Here is a 20,101-nt window from a genome sequence, read left to right as displayed (position 1 = left end):
CTCCGACGCCATGACGTCGGACACCCACGCCTCCCTCCGCGCCGGCCATCTCGTGGACGAACAAGCCGTCGTGTCGCTCACCCAGGACCTGGTCCGCATCCCCTCGACCTGGGACGCGGGCCGAGGGCGTAGCGAGCAGCCAGTGGCGGAACTCGTCGCGCAGGTCATGCGGGGATTCGGCTGGCGGCCGGAGGTCACCGAGGTCGTCCCCGGGCGCCCCAACGTCGTCGCGGTGGTGGACGGCGGCCTGCCCGGCCCGACGCTGATGTTCGAGGGGCACACCGACGTCGTCACCGAGGGCGCTCCCGAGGAGTGGACCGTCGACCCGTTCGGCGGCGACATCGTCGACGGGCGGCTGTACGGTCGCGGCTCCGCCGACATGAAGGCCGGTGTCGCCGCGATGATCCACGCGACCCGGGCCGTCGAGCTGGCCGGGCCGTTCCCGGGCCGGATCGTGGTGGCGGCCCTGGTGGACGAGGAGGGCCAGATGCTCGGGGCGAAGCACTTCACCACCACCGCGCTCGCCCGTGAGGTGGACGCCGCGATCATCTGTGAGCCGGAGGCGGAGGAGATCTGCGCGGTCGCCAAGGGCGCCGTCCGGCTGCTTGTCACCTGCACCGGCAAGATGGCGCACGGCGCGATGCCGCAGCACGGCCGCAACCCCGTACCGGCGGTGGCCGAGCTGGTCGCCGCGCTCGGCCGGTACCAGAAGGAGCTGCAGGCCGACCCGGGTGAGCACGAGCACCTCGGCCTGACGTACCTGACCCCCACGGTCCTGGACGCCGGCTCCGCCGACCAGCTCAACGTCATCCCCGGCCGCGCCGTCCTCGGCGTGGACTGCCGGACCGTACCCGGTGTCGACCACGCCGCGCTCGCCGCGCGCGTCCGCTCCGACGCCGACGCCATCGGCACCAGGCACGGCGTCACCTTCGCCGTCGAGGTCGTCGACGACCGGCCGTGCGCGGTCACCCCGGAGGACCACCCCGTCTCGCTCGCCGTGGCCGAGGCGCACCGCGCCGTCACCGGCGCCGAGCCCGTCTTCGGCGGCGTGCCCGGCGCGACCGACGGCACCATCCTGTGGCGCGACAGCGGCATCCCGAACGTGGTGTACGGACCCGGCCCGAAGTGGATCGCCCACCAGCCCGACGAGTACGTCGAGGTCGACGACGTCGTCCGCAAGACGAAGGTCTACGCCGAGGCGGCCCTGGCCTTCCTCACCGGGGCCACCGGCGCCCGGGCGGGTGCGGCGTCGTGACCGCGCAGGAGCTGCTGACCGCGCTGCCCACCGGCCTGCCGATCGGCGCGGGCTGGACCAGCACCGCGCAGACCGCGCCGGTGCGCTTCCCGTACGACGGCAGCACCGTCACCCAGGCGCCGTGGGGCGACCCCGGCGACGCGGAAGCGGCTGTCGAAGCCGCGCAGGAGGTCGCCGCGGAGATGGCCGGGCTGCCCGGCCACCGGCGGCGCGCGATCCTGACGGCAGTCGCCGCCGAGGTCCGCGCCCGCGCCGGCTCGCTGGCCGAACTGCTGGTCCTGGAGACCGGCAAGCCGCTCGTGGACTGCCGGGTCGAGGTCGCCCGCACGCTGGTCACGCTGGAGACGGCCGCCGAGGAGGTCGGGCACCTGACCGGCGAGACGGTGGCGCTGGACATGCAGCCGGCCGGCGAGGGCATGCTCGGTTTCTGGGTACGCCGTCCGGTCGGTGTCGTCGTCGGCATCACCGGGTTCAACTACCCGCTGCTCCTGGCCGCCCACAAGGTCGCGCCGTCGGTCGCGGCGGGCTGCCCGGTGATCGTCAAGCCGGCGCCGAACACGCCGCTGGCCACGCTGGTGCTGGTCGACCTGTTCCGCCGGGCCGGCTGCCCGGCCGCCGGGGTCCAGCTCGTCACCGGCGGCGTCGAGGTCGGCAAGCTCCTGACCACGCACCCCGGCGTCGCCGCCGTGTCCTTCACCGGGTCGGCGCACGTCGGCCACCAGATCGCCCGCGCCGCGGCCCCGCGCAAGGTGCTGCTCGAACTCGGGTCCAACGCGGCGCTCGTCGTCGGCCGCGACGCCGACCTCGACCGGGCCGCCGAAGCCGTCGTACGCGGCGGGTTCTACGCCTCCGGCCAGGCGTGCATCAGCGTGCAGCGGGTGATCGTCGAGGAGCCGGTCCGGGAGGCGCTGCTGGACCGCCTCCGGCCGCTGCTGGCCTCGGTCACCACCGGCGACCCCCGGTCCGCCGACACCCGCGTGTCCGCCCTGGTGGACGAGGCGTCCACCGAGCGGGTCCACTCGTGGGTGGACCGCGCGGTCGCCGCCGGGGCGCGCTGCCTGGCCGGCGGTACGGCGCAGGGCCGGGTGCTGCAACCGACTGTGCTCGTCGACGTCCCCGAGGACGCCGAGTGCTGGGCGGAGGAGATCTTCGGTCCGGTGGTCTGCGTCCGGTCGGTGCCCGACATGGACGCCGCGGTCGAGCTGGTCAACCGGTCCCGCTACGGGCTCCAGGCCGCCGTCTTCACCCGCGACCTGGCTGTCGCCCTGGACGTCGTACGCCGTCTCGACGTCGGCGGCGTGCTCGTCAACGAGGTGCCCGGCTTCCGCGCCGACAACATGCCGTACGGCGGCGTCAAGGACTCCGGCATCGGCCGGGAGGGACCGCGCTTCGCCATGGAGGAGCTGACCGTGACCAAGATGGTGATGATCAGGCCATGACTCGGAGTGGGAGCACACACGCATGGTGATCTACTTCGTCCGGCGGCTGGCCATCCTCGCGGTATCGCTGTTCGCCGCGTCGATCCTCGTCTTCACGATGCTGGCGCTGCTGCCGGGCGACCAGGCGCAGGCGATGCTCGGCGTCAACGCCACCCCGGAGGCGCTGGAGGCGCTGCGGGAGCAGTTCGGGACGAACCGGCCGTTCACCGAGCGGTACCTCGAATGGGCCGGCGGCCTGATCCGCGGTGACTTCGGCATCTCGCCGCTCAGCGGGGTGTCGGTCGGCTCGGAGATCGCCGACAAGCTCGGCGTGACGGTGCCGCTGATTCTGGCCGGGATGACGCTGGCGCTGCTCATCGCCGTACCGCTGGGCATCCTCGCCGCGGTGAAGAGCCGTACCGCGATCGGAACGGCGCTGTCGGCGCTGAGCCAGGTCGGCATCGCCGTGCCGTCGTTCTGGCTGGGCATCCTGCTCATCACCGTGTTCGCGGTGAAGTTGCAGTGGCTGCCCGCCGGCGGGTTCACCGGATGGGACGACGTCGGCGGCGCCGTGCAGGCCCTGCTGATGCCGGCGCTGGTCCTCGGCGTGGCCCAGGGCGCGATCCTGATGCGCTACGTCCGGTCCGCTGTGGTCGAGGTCATGCAGGAGGACTTCATCCAGACCGCGCGGGCCAAGGGGCTGAGCCGCTCGCAGGCGCTGACCCGGCACGCGCTGCGCAACGCGGCCATCCCGGTCATCACGGTCCTCGGTCTGCAACTCGCGACGCTGCTCATCGGCACCGTCGTGATCGAGAACGTCTTCGGCCTGCCCGGTCTCGGCCGGATGCTGCTCCAGGACGTGGGCAACCGCGACCTGCTGAAGGTGCAGGGCACCGTGATGGTGCTGACCGCCGCGGTGCTTCTGATCAACTTCGTCGTCGACGTGGTGTACCACGCGGTCGACCCCAGGCTGAGGAGCAAGGCATGACATCAGTCGCCGACGCCCCACCGGACGCCACCGCCGACGTCGTCGCGGCCGGCCCGGTCAAGCCGCGCCGCCGCTGGAACCTCACGCTGGTGATCGGCGCCGGCCTGGTGGGCCTGGTCGTCCTCACCGCGCTCGTGTCGTTCCTCTGGACGCCGTACGACCCCACCCGGGTCGACCCGTCGCAGACGCTGCTGTCCCCGGGCGGGGACCACTGGCTCGGCACCGACCACTTCGGCCGGGACATCGTCAGCCAGCTCCTCGTCGGCGCGCGGACCACACTGTTCGTCGGTGTGGTCGCCGTCGCGATCGCCGCCGCCGTCGGCGTACCGCTGGGTCTGCTCGCCGCCACCGGGCACCGCTGGCTCAGCGAGCCGGTGATGCGGGCGCTGGACATCGTGTTCGCGTTCCCGGCCATCCTGCTGGCGATCATCCTGGCCGCCGGCTTCGGCGCCTCCACGCTCACCGGCATGATCGCGATCGGCGTCGCGAACGTCCCGGTGTTCGGCCGTCTCACCCGGGCCGGCGCGATGCAGGTGCTGCAGAGCGACTTCGTGCTGGCCGCGCGCAGCTACGGCCGCCGGGGCGTGGTGCTCATGGTCCGGTACGTGCTGCCCAACATCGCGGCCCTGCTCATCGTGCAGGCGTCGGTGTCGTTCGCGCACGCGGTGCTCGCCGAGGCGGCGCTGTCCTACCTCGGGTACGGCACCCCGCCGCCGACCCCCACCTGGGGCCGGATGCTCCAGGAGGCCCAGAACTACTTCGTCGTGCAGCCGATGCTCGCCGTCTGGCCCGGTCTGGCCATCGCCCTGTCGGTGCTCGGCTTCAACCTCATGGGCGACGGGTTGCGCGACGCCCTCGACCCGCGGCTGAGAGGACGGTGAGCGGCGTGAGCGGGCTCGTGGTGGAGGACCTCGTCGTCGAGGTCCACGACATCCAGGCCGTCAAGGGCGTCTCGTTCGAGATCGGGCCGGGCCGCCGGATGGGACTCATCGGCGAGTCCGGCTGCGGCAAGTCCCTGACCGCGCTCGCGCTGATGGGCCTGCTGCCCCACGGCGTGACAGCGTCCGGCCGGGTGCTGCTGAACGGCCGTAACCTGCTCGACCTGTCCGACAAGCAGATGTGCGCGGTCCGCGGCAACGACATCGCCATGGTGTTCCAGGAGCCGATGACGGCGCTCAACCCGCTGATGCGGGTCGGCAACCAGGTCGCCGAGTCGCTGCGGCTGCACAAGGGGATGAGCCGCACGGCGGCCTCGGCCCGGGCCGTCGAACTGCTCGAACGGGTCCAGCTGCCCGAGCCCGACCGCACCGCGCGCAAGTACCCGCACCAGCTCTCCGGCGGCCAGCGCCAGCGTGTCGTCCTGGCCATCGCGCTGGCGTGCGACCCCGCCGTGCTGATCGCGGACGAGCCCACCACGGCGCTGGACGTCACGGTGCAGGCGGAGATGCTGCGGCTGATGGACACGCTGGTGCGTGAGGAGGGCGCGTCGCTGCTGCTCATCACCCACGACCTGCCGGTGGTCGCCAGCATCTGCGAGGAACTGCTCGTCATGTACGGCGGCTCGATCGTCGAGCACGGCGACGTGGCGACGGTGTTCGACTCGCCCCGGCACCCGTACACGGCGGGCCTGCGGGCGTCCACAGTGCTGGAGAGCACCGACGGAAGCGGCCGGCTGTCGACGATCCCGGGCCGCGTCCCGTCGCTCGGGTCGTTCCCCACCGGCTGCGTCTACCGCAACCGCTGCCCGCGCGCCGACGACGTCTGCGGCACGGTGCCGCTGCTGACGGCGCCGCCCGGCAGCACCCAGCGGGCGGCCTGCCACCACCCGATCGAGAGCGACCAGCCCCTAGGAAGCGGGAAGGCCAGCGCATGACCACCACCCCGTTGCTGGAAGCCGTCGACGTGGTGCGCGAGTACCGCGCCCCGCGGAGGTCGCTGCGTACGCCGGGCCGGCCGATCCGCGCGCTCGACGGCGTGAGCGTGCAGGTCCACGAGGGCGAGGCGTTCGGCATCGTGGGGGAGAGCGGCTCCGGCAAGTCCACGCTGTCGCGCATCCTCATGGCCCTCGACCAGCCGACCTCCGGCACCGCGTTCTACCAGGGGCAGCGGATCAGCGGCGTACCGGAGCGGCGGCTCGGGTTCCTGCGCCGCGACGTGCAGATGGTGCTCCAGGACCCGATGTCGTCGCTGAACCCGCGCATGCGCGTCGCGGACATCATCGCGGAGCCGATGCGCGCGCTGCGCCTGCCCGGCGACCACCGGGCCCGCGTCGCCGAGCTGATGCACTCCGTGGGTCTGCCCGAGGAGGCGGTGACCCGCTACCCGCACCAGTTCTCCGGCGGCCAGCGGCAGCGCATCGCCATCGCCCGCGCCCTCGCGGCCGGGCCGAAGGTCATCGTGGGGGACGAGCCGGTCAGCGCGCTCGACGTCTCGGTGCGCGCGCAGATCCTCAACCTGCTCACCGACCTGGCCGAACAGTTCAAGCTGACCCTGATCCTGGTCTCCCACGACCTGTCCGTCGTCCGGTACCTCTGCGACCGGATCGCGGTGATGAACCAGGGCCGGATCGTCGAGACGGGTGACACCGAATCGATCTACTCCGACCCCCGGCACCCCTACACCCAGAGGCTGCTGTCCGCGGTGCCCACCCTGAGCGGCGACCTCCTGGACCGATTCAACAGGAGCAGCACATGAGGTTGGTTGACCGCGTCGCCGTCGTCACCGGAGGCGCCAGCGGCATCGGACTGGCCACAGTCGGCCGGCTCGTCGAGGAGGGCGCGCGCGTCGTCATCGCCGACCTCGACGGCGACCGCGCCGCCGAGGCGGCCGCCGGGTTCGGGTCCGCCGTCGTGGGCGTGGCCTGCGACGTCACCCGGGCCGCTGATTGCCGCGCCGCCGTCGAGACCGCCGTCGAGCGGTTCGGCCGGCTCGACCTCATGCACGCAAACGCCGGTACGCCGTTCACCGGCCCGCTCGACGAGGTGGACCAGGCGACGCTGGACCGCGTGGTCGACGTCAACCTCAAGGGGGCGTTCTGGACCGCGCAGGCCGCCGCGCCCGCGCTGATCGAGGCCGGTGGCGGCGCGATCGTGTTCACCGCTTCCCTCCAGGCCGTCATCGCCCGCCCCCGGTACGCGCCGTACACCGCCGCCAAGCACGGCGTCATCGGCCTGATGAAGGCGCTGGCGCTGGAACTCGCGCCGCACGGCGTCCGGGTCAACGCGATCGCCCCGGCGGCGACCGAGACGCCGATGCTCTCGGCGTTCCTCGGCGGGATGGGTGACGTGCCGGACAGCGCGCGGGAGAACTTCCGGGCGTCGATCCCGCTGGGCCGCATGGCGACGCCGCGCGACTCCGCCGACGCGGTGGTGTTCCTCGCCAGCGACGAGGCGCGCATGATCACGGGCCACACGCTCGTCCTCGACGGCGGCACGACGGCCGGCTGAGGCGTACCGTGACCGGACCTCTGGCGGACCCTCCGTACGAGGGGACCATCGGACGCACCTACGGCGAGTCGACGGAGCACTGGAGCACGCCGCCGTCGGCCGCCGCGGGTACCCCGAACGTGGTGTACGTGCTGCTGGACGACGTCGGGTTCGCCGACTTCGGCTGCTTCGGCGCCGAGATCGACACCCCGACGATCGACCGGCTGGCCGCCTCCGGGCTGCGGTACACCAACTTCCACACCTCGCCGCTGTGCTCGCCGACCCGGGCCAGCGTGCTCACCGGCCGCAACCACCACAGCGTCGGCATGCGCATGCTGTCCAACTTCGACAGCGGCTTCCCCAGCGGCCGGGGGCGGATCACCCACGCCGCCGCCACCGTCGCGGAGATGCTCGCCGACGCCGGGTTCAACACCATGGCGGTCGGCAAGTGGCACGTCGCGCCGCTGGAGCAGACCACGCCGTCCGGGCCGTACGACCAGTGGCCGCTGGGACGCGGCTTCGAGCGGTACTACGGCTTCCTGGAGGCCGAGACCGACAACTTCTATCCGGAGCTGGTGTACGACAACCATCAGGTGGACCCGCCGGCCACCCCGGAGGAGGGCTACCACCTCACCGAGGACCTGACCGACCGGGCCATCGGGTTCGTCCGGGACCAGACGTCGTTCACCCCGGAGAAGCCGTTCTTCCTCTATCTGGCGTACGCCGCGGCGCACGCGCCGCACCAGGCCCCGCCGGAGTACCTGGCGAAGTACCGCGGCCGCTACGACGCCGGCTGGGACGTCATCCGCGCGGACCGGCACCGGCGGCAGATCGGGCTGGGCATCATCCCGCCGGACGCGCCGCTGCCGCCGCACAACCCGGGCGTCGTGCCGTGGGACGACGTGCCGCCGGAGCAGCGGCGCCTGTTCGCCCGCATGCAGGAGGCGTACGCGGCGATGGTCGACCACACCGACGCCCAGCTCGGGCGCCTGGTCGACTTCCTGGAGCGGATCGGCCGGCTGGACGACACGATCTTCGTGGTCATGTCGGACAACGGCGCGAGCCCCGAGGGCACGCCGCTCGGCACGCTCAACCCCACCGCGTTCCAGAACCGGGTGCCGGAGAACCTCCAGGACAGCCTGGACCGGATCGACGAGATCGGCGGCCCGCGGGCGCAGAGCAACTATCCGCTGGGCTGGGCGCAGGTCAGCAACACCCCGTTCCGCCGCTACAAGCAGCACACCCACGAGGGCGGGGTGCGGGTGCCGTTCGTGCTGAGCTGGCCGGCCGGTGACGTACCCGGCGGGCAGGTGCGGACGCAGTTCCAGCACAGCATCGACGTCACCGCGACGGTGCTGGACCTGGTCGGGGTGCGGCCGCCGGCGGTGCGCCGGGGCATCCCGCAGATGCCGCTGCACGGCCGCAGCTTCCGCGACGGGCTGCGCGACCCGGCGGCGCCGCCGTCGCGGGACCGCCAGTACTTCGAGATGTTCGGCCACCGCGGCATCTACCACCAGGGCTGGAAGGCGGTGGCGTTCCACGAGCGGGGCACCTCCTGGGACGAGGACCGCTGGGAGCTGTACCGGATCGACGAGGACCCGACCGAGAGCCGGGACCTGGCCGCCGAACATCCGGAGGTGCTGCGGCGTCTCATCGAGGAGTTCTGGATCGAGGCGGCCCGCTACGACGTGCTGCCGCTGGACGACAGGGGATTCGCGATCCGGGCCCGGGTGCCGCGCCCCGGATCGGTGCGGGACCGGCTGGACTTCACCTACCTGGCCGGCGTGCCGACGATCTCCGGCGCGGCGGTGCCGCCGACGATGAACCGCTCGCACGCCATCACCGCGCGGGTGCACCGCACCGACGCCACCCAGGGCGGCGTGATCGTGGTGCTCGGCAACGTCAGCGGCGGCTACGTGCTGCACATCAAGGACAACCACCTGGTGTACGAGTACAACCACCTCGGCACCCACTACGTGCTGCGGTCGGAGGGCGAACTGCCGCTGGGCCCGGTGGAGCTGACCTTCGAGCTGACGAAGACCGCCGACTGCCAGGGCACCGGCCGCCTGTACGTGGACGGCGAGGCGGCGGGGGAGGCGCTGTTCCCGCGCCTGCTGCCGTTCTTCCACGGCTTCGCCGGCATGGACGTCGGTCGCAGCATCCACTCGCCGGTGTCACAGAGCTACCCGGCCCGGCACGAGTTCTCCGGCGAACTGGAGTACGTGCGGTTCCGGCTCGCCGCCTCCGAGGACGTCGGCGAGCCCATCGCGCCGGCGGGCGGCGTCGCGCCGCGTCCGTCGGCCGGCGTCGGGTTCGAGGTGGTGGACTGACGCGCGCCCGCGCGTACGACGACGGCGCGTGGACGGACCTCCTCGTCCGTCCACGCGCCGTCCGTCTGTCGGGGGCCTCAGCGCAGGGCCAGGCCCCAGAGCGGGTCCTCCAGGAACCGCCCGACGTGGGCGAGCACCCGGCTGCCCAGCTCCCCGTCCACCAGCCGGTGGTCGAACGACAGCGACAACTGCGCCGTCCACCGGGGAACGACCTGCTCGTCGACCACCCACGGCATCCGGCGCAGCGCGCCGAGGCAGAGGATCGCCGCCTCACCCGGGTTGAGGATCGGGGTGCCGGCATCCACCCCGAACACCCCGATGTTGGTGATGGTGATGGTCCCGCCGGACAGGTCGGCGGGACGGGTGCGGCCCTCCCGCGCGGTGCTCGCCAGCTCGTTCAGCGCGACCGCGAGATCGCGTACCGGAAGGTTCTGCGCGGCCTTGACGTTCGGCACCAGCAGGCCGCGCGGCGTCGCGGCGGCGATGCCCAGGTTGACGTCGGCGAACCGGACGATCTCCTGGTTCTCCTCGTCCCACCGGGCGTTGACGTCCGGATACCGGCGGACCGCGTCCAGCACCGCGAGCGACGCCACGAGCAGCGGGCTGACCTTCACCCCCTGGAACGCCGGGTCCTGCTTCAGCCGGTCCACGAACTCGACGGTGCCTGTCATGTCGACGGTGAGGAACTCGGTGACGTGCGGCGCGGTGAACGCGCTGGCGACCATCGCGGCGGCTGTCGCCTTGCGCACCCCGCGCACGGGCAGGCGCTCGTCCCGCCGCTGGTCGGCCACCGGCGCCGGGCCGGTGGTGTGGTCGAGCAGGTCCTGGCGCGTGATCCGGCCGTCGGGGCCGCTGCCGCGGACGTCCGCCAGCTCCACGCCGAGGTCCTTGGCGAGCTTGCGCAGCGGCGGCTTGGTGAGCACCGGCGGCCGGGACGTGTGCGCCGGGCGGGAGGTGTCGGCCGGCCGGACGGACGGTGTGGCGCGACGGGGCCGCCGCGTCCGCGCCTGGGCGGACACCCCGTAGCCGACGAGCACCGCGGTGCGTTCCTCGGCGGGCTCCTCGGCCGGCGGCGATGCGGCGGCCGGCGCGGCATCCGGGGCGTCCGAGCCGTCCCCGGTCCGGATCGCGATGATCGGCGAGCCGACCTCGACGGTCTGCCCCTCCCCGGCCAGGAGGCGATCCACCACTCCGGCGTACGGACTGGGCAGCTCGACCACGGCCTTGGCGGTCTCGATGTCCACGATGACGTCGTTGAGGCCGACCGGATCGCCCGGGGCGACCCGCCAGGTGACGATCTCGGCCTCGGTGAGGCCCTCGCCGACGTCGGGCAGACGGAACTGCTGAACGCTCACGGGTACCTCTCCCTTCACGCGGCCAGGACGCGGTCGACGGCGTCGAGGATCCGGTCCAGGTCGGGCAGGTACTCCTCCTCGACCTTGGCCGGCGGGTACGGCAGGTTGAATCCGCCGACCCGCTCGACCGGCGCCTCCAGCGAGTAGAAGCACCGGCTCGTCACCTGCGCGACGACCTCGGCGCCGAACCCGGCGAACGTGGGGGCCTCGTGGACCACCACCGCCCGGCCGGTGCGGCGCACCGACTCCTCGACGGTGGCCACGTCCAGCGGCGAGATGGACCGCAGGTCGATCACCTCGATGTCGCGCCCCTCCTGTGCCGCGGCCTCGGCGGCGGCGACGCAGGTGGCGACAGTGCCGCCGTACGTCAGCAGCGTCACGTCGGTGCCCGGCCGCACGGTCCGGGCGCGGTCCAGCGGCAGCGGCGGCCCGGCGGTTGTCACCTCGCCCTTGACCCAGTAGCGGCGCTTCGGCTCGTAGAAGATCACCGGGTCGTCACCGGCGACGGCCTGCCGGATCATCCAGTGCGCGTCGTCCGGGCTGGCGCAGTAGACGACCCGCAGCCCGGCGGTGTGCGCGAAGTACGCCTCGTTCGACTCGCTGTGGTGCTCCACCGCGCCGATGCCGCCACCGACCGGAATGCGCACCACCACCGGAAGGGCGGTACGGCCGCCGGTGCGGGCCCGCATCTTGGCGAGCTGGGAGACGATCTGGTTGAACGCGGGGTAGACGAAGCCGTCGAACTGGATCTCGCAGACCGGGCGGTACCCGCGCAGCGCCAGCCCGATGGCGGTGCCGACGATCCCGGACTCGGCGAGGGTGGTGTCCACCACCCGGGCCTCGCCGAAGTCCTTCTGGAGACCGTCGGTGACCCGGAAGACGCCGCCGAGCCGGCCGACGTCCTCGCCCATCAGGAGGACCTTGTCGTCGTCCTCCATGGCACGGCGCAGGCCGGAGTTCAGTGCCTGACAGAGAGTGAGCATGAACGAGTTCTCCGATCGGGGCGGGCGTCAGTCGAGGAAGGAGGCGCGGTAGGCGACGAACGCGTCGTGCTCCTCCCGCAGAAGCGGGGGCACGTCGGCCAGCACTGTGGCGAAGGCGTCGGCGAGGTCCGGCGCCTCCAGCGCCAGGCACTCCCGGCGGGTACGGTCGGCCAGTTCGTCCGCCTCGGCCTGGATCCCGCCGAGGAACGCCTCGTCGCTCCAGCCCTCGGCGCGCATGAGCGCCTCGACCCGGGCCAGCGGATCCCGCGCCCGCCACGCCGCCAGCTCGTCGTCGGTGCGGTACCGGGTCGGGTCGTCCGACGTGCTGTGCCCGCCCATCCGGTACGTGGTGGCCTCGACGATCGCAGGGCCGTGGCCGGACCGGGCGTGTTCGGTCACCGCGGACGTCACCGCGTACACCGCCAGCACGTCGTTGCCGTCGACCCACTCGCTGCGCAGGCCGAATCCGGCGCCGCGCCGGTGGATCGGGGTACGCGTCTGCGACGCGGTCGGGGTCGAGATGGCCCACTGGTTGTTCTGGCAGAAGAACACCATCGGCGCGGCGTTGACGGCGGCGATGTTCATGGCCTCGCTCGCGTCGCCCTCGCTCGCGGCGCCGTCACCGAAGTACGTCACGACCACCGTGTCGCTGCCGTCGCGCTGCACCCCGAGGGCGTACCCGGTGGCGTGCAGCAGCTGGGCGGCCAGGACCAGCGTGTAGATGTGGAACGAGTACGGCTCCGGATCCCAGCCGCTGTGCGCGACGCCGCGCCACTGCCGCAGCAGGTCGGCCGGGCCGATGCCGCGCCACAGCGCCGCGGCGTGCTCCCGGTAGCTCGGGAAGACGTAGTCGTCGGCGCGTACCGCCGCGACCGAGCCGACCTGGGCGGCCTCCTGGCCGCGGCACTGCAACCACAGGCCCAGCTCGCCCTGCCGCTGCAACGCGAACGCCTCGTCGTCGAGGCGGCGGGCGAGCCGCATCCCCCGGTACAGGTCACGGGTGAGTCGGCCGAGGGCGTCACGGTCGGCGTCGACGTCCGGGTGCAGGCGCCCGTCCGGGGTGACGAGCTGGGTCCAGCCCTCGGACGTACGCGGAAGGTCGGTGGTGCCGGTGAAGGGGTTGGTGACCGGTGGGTCGGCGAGATCTACGGTAGTCATTCGTCACCTTCTGGGTGCGTCGGTCTCCGCGTCACCGGGGTCGCCGGCCGTCTCGCGGATCTCTCGGATACGGGACCGCCCGCCGGGGTGGACCCGGCGGGCGGTGGTGGGCAGTGCCTCAGACCGTGTGGCGGTCGGCGAGTGTCAGCGCCTCGTCGAGGATCGCCAGGCCCGCCTTGGCCTCCGTCTCCGACACGGTGCACGGCGGCACCACGTGGATCCGGTTGAAGTTCGCGAACGCGACCAGGCCGCCGCGCTTGCACGCGGCCAGCACCTCGTTCATCTCCGGCGACGACGACCCGTACGGCGCCAGCGGCTCCTTCGTCCCGCGGTCGCGTACCAGTTCCAGCGCCCAGAACACGCCGAGCCCACGGACGTCACCGACGCTCGGGTGCCGGTCGGCGAGTTCGCGCAGCCCCGGGCCCAGCACGTCGGCGCCGATCGTGGCGGCGTTCTCGACGATCCGCTCGTCCCGCATCACGTTGATGGTCGCGACGGCGGCGGCGGTGGCCAGCGGGTGACCGGAGTAGGTCAGGCCGCCGGGGTAGGCACGGGTGGCGAACGTCTCCGCGACGTGCTCGGCGATCACCACACCGCCGAGCGGGACGTAACCGGAGTTGACGCCCTTGGCGAAGGTGATCAGGTCGGGCGTCACGCCGTAGTGGTCCAGCGCGAACCAGGCGCCGGTACGCCCGAAGCCCGCCATCACCTCGTCGGCGATGTAGAGGATGCCGTGCCTGTCGCACAGCTCCCGTACGCCCGCGAGGAAGCCCGGCGGCGGCGGCATGATGCCGGCGGTGCCCGGCACCGTCTCCAGCACGATCGCCGCGATGGTGGACGGGCCCTCCATCTCCACGACGCGTTCGAGGTGGCGCAGCGCGAGCGCGCACTCCTCCTCCTCGGTCGTGGCGCCGAACTCCGACCGGTACAGGAACGGGCCGAAGAAGTGCACCACCCCGGCGGTGCCGTTGTCGCTGGGCCAGCGGCGCGGGTCGCCGGTGAGGTTCACCGCGGTCTGGGTGCCGCCGTGGTAGCTGCGGTACTGCGACAGCACCTTCGGCCGGCCGGTGTGCAGCCGGGCCATCCGGACGGCGTGCTCGATCGCGTCCGCGCCGCCGTTGGTGAAGAACACCTTGGAAAGGCCGGCCGGGGTCAGCTCCGTGATCAGCCGGGCCGCCTCGCCGCGGGCGTCGTTGGCGTACGACGGCGCGATCGTGCACAGGCGGGCCGCCTGCTCCTGGATCGCCGCGACCACCACCGGGTGCTGGTGGCCGATGTTGGTGTTGACGAGCTGCGACGAGAAGTCCAGGTAGCGGTTCCCGTCGCCGTCCCAGAAGTACGAGCCCTCGGCCCGCTCGACCACCATCGGGTCGAGCAGCGACTGGGCGGACCAGGAGTGGAAGACGTGCGCGCGGTCGAGTTCGTAGGTGCGTTGTGCGCTGCTGCTCATCGGCGTTCTCTCTTCGCTGCTCAGACGTTCTCGGGGAAGCCGAGGTTGATGCCGCCGTGGCTGGGGTCGAGCCACCGGGAGGTGACGACCTTGCCGCGGGTGAAGAAGTGCACGCCCTCGGCGCCGTGGGCGTGCGAGTCGCCGAAGAGGCTGTCCTTCCAGCCGCCGAAGGAGTAGTAGGCCATCGGCACCGGGATCGGCACGTTGACGCCGACCATGCCGACCTCGACCTCGTTCTGGAAGCGGCGGGCCGCGCCGCCGTCGTTGGTGAAGATGGCCGTCCCGTTGCCGTACCGGTTGGCGTTCACCAGCGCGAGCGCCTCGTCGTAGCTGCCGACGCGCACCACTGAGAGCACCGGCCCGAAGATCTCGTCGGTGTAGACGCTCATCTCGGGCGCCACCCGGTCGAGCAGGCTCGGCCCGAGCCAGAACCCGGACTCGTCGCCGTCGGCCCGCACGTCGCGGCCGTCCACCACCAGCTCGGCGCCGGCCTCGACACCCGCGTCGAGGTACGACGCGACGCGGTCGCGGTGCTCCTTGGTGACCAGCGGACCCATGTCGCAGGAGCGCCGCCCGTCACCGACCTTCAGGGTGGCGATGCGCTCCCGGATCCGGGCCACCAGGTCGTCGGCGACGGGCTCGACGACCACCAGGGCCGAGATGGCCATGCACCGCTCGCCGGCCGAGCCGAACCCGGCGTTGACCGCCGCGTCGGCGGCCAGGTCGAGGTCGGCGTCCGGCAGCACCACCATGTGGTTCTTCGCGCCGCCGAGGGCCTGGACGCGCTTGCCGTTGCGGGTGCCGGTCTCGTACACGTACCGGGCGATCGGCGTGGAGCCGACGAACGACACCGCCTTGACCTCGGGGTGCTCCAGCAGCCGGTCGACCGCGACCTTGTCGCCGTGCACGACGTTGAAGACGCCCGCGGGCAGGCCGGCCTGCTCCCACAGCCGGGCCACGAGCAGCGACGCGGACGGGTCCTTCTCGCTGGGCTTGAGCACGACGGTGTTGCCCGCCGCGATGGCGATGGGCACGAACCACATCGGGACCATCACCGGGAAGTTGAACGGCGAGATGACGGCGCAGACGCCGACCGGCTGCCGGATCGAGTAGACGTCCACGTTCGTGGACACTCCCTCGGAGTAGCCGCCCTTGAGCAGGTGCGGAATGCCGCAGGCGAACTCGACGACCTCCAGGCCGCGGGTGACCTCGCCGAGGGCGTCCGAGACGACCTTGCCGTGCTCGGCCGTGATCAGCTCGGCCAGCTCCTGCTTGTGCTGGTTGACCAGCTCCCGGAACGCGAACAGCACCTGGGTGCGCTTGGTCAGCGACGAGGTCCGCCAGGAGGCGAACGCGGCGGCGGCGGACGCGACCGCCTGGTCCACCTCGTCGACCGAGGCCAGCGGCACCTCCGTCCGGACCGCGCCCAGCGCCGGATCGTAAACTGGGGCCGTACGCTCGGTGACGCCGGCGAACGGCTTGCCGTCGATCCAGTGGGTCACCCGCTCCAGCGGGACGGGAGCGGGCGCGGTGCCGGGTGCTGTCTGGGTCATGCCCGGGATCATCTGTGCTTCCCCAGGTCCGGGCAATGGGCACTGTGTCGTTCCCGTCCGCGGGAAGCGCACATACTGTGCGCCGGAGGAGAGGGGGAGGCGCTCCGATGCCGATGACCGTCCGTGACGTGCTCGAACTGCCGGCTCTGCAGCAGGCCGGGCCGCGCGTCCTGGCGGGCCGGGACCGGCTGGACGCGCCGGTGCGCTGGGTGCACGTCGCCGAGATCCCCGAGATCGCCGACCTGCTCCGCGGTGGCGAGCTGGTCCTGACCACGGGCATCGGCCTGCCCCCGGACGACGACGGGCTGCGCCGGTGGATCGACGGCCTGGCGGCCGTCGGGGTGGCGGGTGTGGTGGTCGAGCTGGGCCGCCGGTTCGGCGGCACGCTGCCGGCCGGCCTGGTCGAGCACGCCCGCAGCCGGAACCTGCCTCTGATCGCGCTGCGGCGCGAGATGCGGTTCGTCGCGGTGACCGAGGTCGTCCACTCGGTGATCGTCGAGGAGCAGACGGCGGACCTGCTCGCGAAGGACGAGATCCACCGCATCTTCACCGAGCTGTCGGTGGAGGGCGCCGAGCCCCGGCAGGTGCTCCGCGAGGTCACCCGCCTGTCCCGGCGTCCCGCGGTGCTGGAGAACCTCGCCCACCAGGTGCTGGCGTACGAGACCGGCCCGCTGACCGCCGAGGAGCTGCTCGACCGCTGGGAGACCCGCTCGCGCGCGGTCGAGGTCCCGTCCGGCACCGGCTACGAGCCGCGATCGGGCTGGCTGGTGACGAGCGTCGAGGCGCGGGGCAACCGGTGGGGGCGGCTCGTGCTGCTGTGCGACCAGGAGCCACCGGCCCGGACCCGGGTGCTGCTGGAACGCGCCGCGTCCACCATCGCGCTGAACCAGCTCGTCGCCCGGGACTCGTCGTCGGTCGAGCGGCAGGCCCGCAGCAGTCTGCTGCTGAGCATCGTCAACCACTCCGCGCCCACCCGGGACGTGGCGCTGCGGGCGCGCGGGCTCGGTGTCGTCCTGGAGCAGCGACTGCTGCTCGGCGTCGTGGTCCGGCGGCGCCGGCCGGCCCCGGACACCGGCGTCGACGGGAACGCGAACCGGCGGGCACTGCTCGACGCGGTGGAGACGGCGGTACGCGAGTGCGGGCTCGCCGCGCTCGCCGGCGACGTGGACGAGGCGGCAGGCGGCACCGGCGTCACCCTCCTCGTCGCGCTCGACGAGACCGGCTCCGACGAGGCGGCGCTGGGGAGCCTGTCCGCCGCACTCACCCGGGCGGGCCACCGGGCCGGCGCGGACGTCGTGGTCGCCGCCGGGTCGGTGGTCCGGACGCTCGACCTGGCCCGGCGCTCGCTGGTCGAGGCGGCGCAGGTGGCCGATGCGACAGTGCACACCGCCGAGCCGCGCCCGTTCTACCGGCTGCACGACGTCCGCCTCCGGGGCCTGCTGTACCTGCTGCGCGACGACGTGCGCCTCCAGACGTTCGTCGAGCGCGAGCTGGGCCCGCTGCTCTCCTACGACCAGCGCCACGGCACGAACCACGTCGCGCTGCTGGAGACGTACCTGGTGGAGGGGCGCAACAAGCGGCGCGCGGCGGATGCGATGTCGCTGTCGCGGTCGGCGCTCTACCAGCGGCTGGAGCTGATCGAGCGGGTGCTCGGCGTCGACCTGGATTCGAGCGAGCGGCGCCTGTCGCTGCACGTGGCGCTCACCGCCCGGGGCGTCATGCGCGCCGGTGGCCCGGAGCCCCCCGGCTGACCCGTCACCTGTGGGTGCCGCGGCCCGACCGCAGGCGCCGGACGCCGTCGCGGGCCGGCGCGCTGTGCACGCTGACGCTGACGACAGGTACGGCGTTCGCGACGCTCTTGCGGACCGTCTCCAGCGGCGCCGTGCCGGGGGTGCACTCGACGATCATCACAGCGGAGCGGTCGGGGCACTGCACGTACTGGACGTGTGAGACGGCGACCCGGCGGGAGTGCAGCACGGACAGCACCTTGAGCAGGCCGGTCGTGGAGTGGCCGACGCCGAGGTGGATCACCATCGTGCTCGGCGTGCCGTGCTCGGCGGCGGGCTCGTCGTACGGGCGGCCGGGGGCGGGCCGGGGATGGTCGACGGTTGCGGGGGTGGATGCGGACACGCTCACGGGGGCCTCACTAGGACGAGCCGACAGGATCGCTTGGCCGGCGACGCACGCGGAGGCGTACGCCGCCTAGGTAATCAGCCGGGTCGCGATTCGATTGCCCACGGCGGGAGTGTGGCACGGGAACCGGCTCGCCGGGAGGCTGCGCCGGGCAGCCGTCCGCCACGTGAGACAGGGCCCTGACCTGCGGATCGACGGTGATGGGTCGCCTCGGTGGGGCCGATCGCCGGGTTACCGGCCGGTACGCGAGCCCTTAAGGATCGTTCAGGATCTCGCTCTACACTCGGACTCGGGACGACGACTTGAGAAGGAGCTCCGCGCATGGACGCTGACGAGATCGCCGCCGGTCGGGCCCGCTGGCAGGCCCGCTACGACGCCGCCCGCAAGCGCGACGCGGACTTCACCACGCTGTCCGGAATGCCGGTCGAGCCGGTGTACGGCCCGCCGGAGGACACCGCGTACCCCGGGTTCGAGCGGATCGGCTGGCCGGGCGAGTTCCCGTACACCAGGGGTCTGTATCCGACCGGCTACCGCGGGCGGACCTGGACCATCAGGCAGTTCGCCGGCTTCGGCAACGCCCGGCAGACCAACGAGCGCTACAAGATGATCCTCGGCGCGGGCGGCGGCGGTCTCTCCGTGGCCTTCGACATGCCGACGCTGATGGGCCGCGACTCCGACGACCCGCAGTCCCTCGGCGAGGTCGGCCACTGTGGTGTCGCCGTGGACTCGGCCGCCGACATGGAGGTGCTGTTCGACGGCATCGACCTGGCCGGCGTGACCACCTCGATGACCATCTCCGGCCCGGCCGTGCCGGTCTTCTGCATGTACCTGGTCGCCGCCGAACGGCAGGGCGCCGACCTGTCCACGCTGGACGGAACACTCCAGACGGACATCTTCAAGGAGTACATCGCGCAGAAGGAGTGGCTGTTCGACCCCGAGCCGCACCTGCGCCTCATCGGCGACCTGATGGAGTACTGCGCGCGGGAGATCCCGCGGTACAAGCCGCTGTCCGTCTCCGGTTACCACATCCGCGAGGCCGGCTCGACCGCCGCGCAGGAGCTGGCGTACACGCTGGCCGACGGATTCGGGTACGTCGAGCTGGGCCTGTCGCGCGGCCTGGACGTGAACACGTTCGCCCCCGGCCTGAGCTTCTTCTTCGACTCCCACGTGGACTTCTTCGAGGAGATCGCCAAGTTCCGCGCCGCGCGCCGGATCTGGGCCCGCTGGCTGCGCGACGTGTACGGCGCCACCAGCGAGAAGGCCCAGTGGCTGCGGTTCCACACGCAGACCGCCGGGGTGTCGCTGACCGCTCAGCAGCCGGTGAACAACGTGGTACGCACCGCCGTGGAGGCCCTGGCCGCGGTGCTCGGCGGCACCAACTCGCTGCACACCAACGCCCTCGACGAGACGCTCGCCCTGCCCACCGACGAGTCGGCCGAGATCGCCCTGCGTACCCAGCAGGTGCTGATGGAGGAGACCGGGGTGACGAACGTGGCCGACCCGCTCGGCGGCTCCTGGTACGTCGAGGCGCTCACCGACCGGATCGAGGCCGAGGCGGAGGAGATCTTCGCCCGGATCAAGCAGCTCGGCGGCGAGGGTCCGCACACCATCGGCCCGATGACCTCCGGCATCCTGCGCGGCATCGAGGACGGCTGGTTCACCGGGCACATCGCCGAGTCGGCGTTCGTCTACCAGCAGGCGCTGGAGAAGGGCGACAAGCGGATCGTCGGCGTCAACTGCCACACCGGCACCGTCGCCAAGGACCTGGAGATCCTGCGCATCTCGCACGAGGTGGAGCTGGAGCAGCGCCGGGTGCTGACCGAGCGCAAGTCGGCCCGCGACGACGCCGCGGTCACCGCCGCCGTCGCGCGGATGGTCGAGGTGGCGAGGACCGGCGAGAACATGATCCCCGCCATGCTCGACGCCGTCCGCGCCGAGGCCACCCTCGGCGAGATCTGCGACGCCCTCCGCGCCGAGTGGGGCGTCTACCGAGAGCCCGCCCGCTTCTGACCCGCTGCTCTGCAAGGAAGGGCCCCTTGTTAACAGCTGCTGT

Annotated in this window: 16 protein-coding genes; 10 read left to right on the top strand and 6 right to left on the bottom strand. The window is 72.5% G+C overall.

The window, feature by feature from the left end; translation table 11 throughout:
- The first annotated feature begins 10 nt into the window (after nt 1-10).
- From FB454_RS04035 to FB454_RS04000, 8 genes are read left to right on the top strand one after another with little or no spacing between them, the layout of a single operon-like run.
- Nucleotides 11-1,255, top strand: a complete 1,245-nt coding sequence (locus FB454_RS04035) for a M20 family metallopeptidase (RefSeq protein WP_071097939.1) — start codon at nt 11-13, stop codon at nt 1,253-1,255.
- Entirely contained in the window at nt 1,252-2,694 is a 1,443-nt protein-coding gene (locus FB454_RS04030; protein WP_145822493.1) for an aldehyde dehydrogenase family protein, read from the top strand. The genes FB454_RS04035 and FB454_RS04030 overlap by 4 nt, the downstream gene beginning before the upstream one ends.
- 22 nt (nt 2,695-2,716) lie before the next feature.
- A complete protein-coding gene (locus FB454_RS04025) occupies nt 2,717-3,661 on the top strand; it encodes an ABC transporter permease (protein ID WP_013288208.1) in 945 nt (314 codons plus the stop codon).
- Nucleotides 3,658-4,542, top strand: a complete 885-nt coding sequence (locus tag FB454_RS04020; protein ID WP_013288207.1) for an ABC transporter permease — start codon at nt 3,658-3,660, stop codon at nt 4,540-4,542. Before FB454_RS04025 ends, FB454_RS04020 begins: the two co-directional genes overlap by 4 nt.
- A 5-nt stretch (nt 4,543-4,547) precedes the next feature.
- Entirely contained in the window at nt 4,548-5,534 is a 987-nt protein-coding gene (locus tag FB454_RS04015; RefSeq protein ID WP_244879673.1) for an ABC transporter ATP-binding protein, read from the top strand.
- Nucleotides 5,531-6,355, top strand: a complete 825-nt coding sequence (locus tag FB454_RS04010) for an ATP-binding cassette domain-containing protein (RefSeq protein WP_013288205.1) — start codon at nt 5,531-5,533, stop codon at nt 6,353-6,355. The genes FB454_RS04015 and FB454_RS04010 overlap by 4 nt, the downstream gene beginning before the upstream one ends.
- Complete coding sequence (locus FB454_RS04005; protein WP_121685035.1) at nt 6,352-7,107, top strand: SDR family NAD(P)-dependent oxidoreductase; 756 nt, start codon at nt 6,352-6,354, stop codon at nt 7,105-7,107. The genes FB454_RS04010 and FB454_RS04005 overlap by 4 nt, the downstream gene beginning before the upstream one ends.
- A gap of 8 nt (nt 7,108-7,115) precedes the next feature.
- The gene (locus FB454_RS04000) at nt 7,116-9,416 is read left to right on the top strand and encodes an arylsulfatase (RefSeq protein ID WP_145822492.1); all 2,301 of its coding nucleotides are present in this window, start codon (nt 7,116-7,118) and stop codon (nt 9,414-9,416) included.
- Between the two features lie 77 nt (nt 9,417-9,493).
- Here the strand turns inward: FB454_RS04000 and FB454_RS03995 are convergent, their stop codons facing one another.
- From FB454_RS03995 to FB454_RS03975, 5 genes are all read right to left on the bottom strand, one after another.
- Nucleotides 9,494-10,771 (bottom strand): dihydrolipoamide acetyltransferase family protein, encoded by a 1,278-nt coding sequence (locus FB454_RS03995; RefSeq protein ID WP_145822491.1) that lies wholly within the window; start codon nt 10,769-10,771, stop codon nt 9,494-9,496.
- A gap of 14 nt (nt 10,772-10,785) precedes the next feature.
- Nucleotides 10,786-11,754 (bottom strand): alpha-ketoacid dehydrogenase subunit beta, encoded by a 969-nt coding sequence (locus FB454_RS03990; RefSeq protein ID WP_145822490.1) that lies wholly within the window; start codon nt 11,752-11,754, stop codon nt 10,786-10,788.
- A 27-nt stretch (nt 11,755-11,781) separates the two neighbouring features.
- Nucleotides 11,782-12,912, bottom strand: coding sequence for a thiamine pyrophosphate-dependent enzyme (locus FB454_RS03985; RefSeq protein WP_145822489.1), 1,131 nt, complete (start codon nt 12,910-12,912; stop codon nt 11,782-11,784).
- A gap of 118 nt (nt 12,913-13,030) precedes the next feature.
- Nucleotides 13,031-14,362, bottom strand: a complete 1,332-nt coding sequence (locus tag FB454_RS03980; RefSeq protein ID WP_052166165.1) for an aspartate aminotransferase family protein — start codon at nt 14,360-14,362, stop codon at nt 13,031-13,033.
- 20 nt (nt 14,363-14,382) lie between these two features.
- The gene (locus tag FB454_RS03975) at nt 14,383-15,915 is read right to left on the bottom strand and encodes a CoA-acylating methylmalonate-semialdehyde dehydrogenase (protein WP_145822488.1); all 1,533 of its coding nucleotides are present in this window, start codon (nt 15,913-15,915) and stop codon (nt 14,383-14,385) included.
- A 107-nt stretch (nt 15,916-16,022) separates the two neighbouring features.
- Between FB454_RS03975 and FB454_RS03970 the strand changes: the two genes are divergently transcribed.
- Nucleotides 16,023-17,666 carry a PucR family transcriptional regulator ligand-binding domain-containing protein gene (locus FB454_RS03970; RefSeq protein WP_145822487.1) on the top strand — a complete coding sequence of 548 codons (1,644 nt, stop codon included), beginning with the start codon at nt 16,023-16,025 and terminating at the stop codon, nt 17,664-17,666.
- 4 nt (nt 17,667-17,670) lie between these two features.
- On the opposite strand, the gene FB454_RS03965 is transcribed toward FB454_RS03970, so the two are convergent.
- Nucleotides 17,671-18,051 carry a hypothetical protein gene (locus tag FB454_RS03965; RefSeq protein WP_013288196.1) on the bottom strand — a complete coding sequence of 127 codons (381 nt, stop codon included), beginning with the start codon at nt 18,049-18,051 and terminating at the stop codon, nt 17,671-17,673.
- 318 nt (nt 18,052-18,369) lie between these two features.
- Between FB454_RS03965 and icmA the strand changes: the two genes are divergently transcribed.
- Nucleotides 18,370-20,058: a coenzyme B12-dependent isobutyryl-CoA mutase large subunit gene (gene icmA, locus FB454_RS03960; RefSeq protein WP_013288195.1), complete on the top strand. Its 1,689-nt coding sequence runs from the start codon at nt 18,370-18,372 to the stop codon at nt 20,056-20,058.
- The last annotated feature ends 43 nt before the right edge of the window (nt 20,059-20,101 follow it).

It is taken from the genome of Micromonospora sp. CNZ297, from assembly GCF_007827625.1.
Note: the sequence above shows the minus strand (reverse complement) of the source record. Positions and strands in the feature narration are given on the sequence as shown.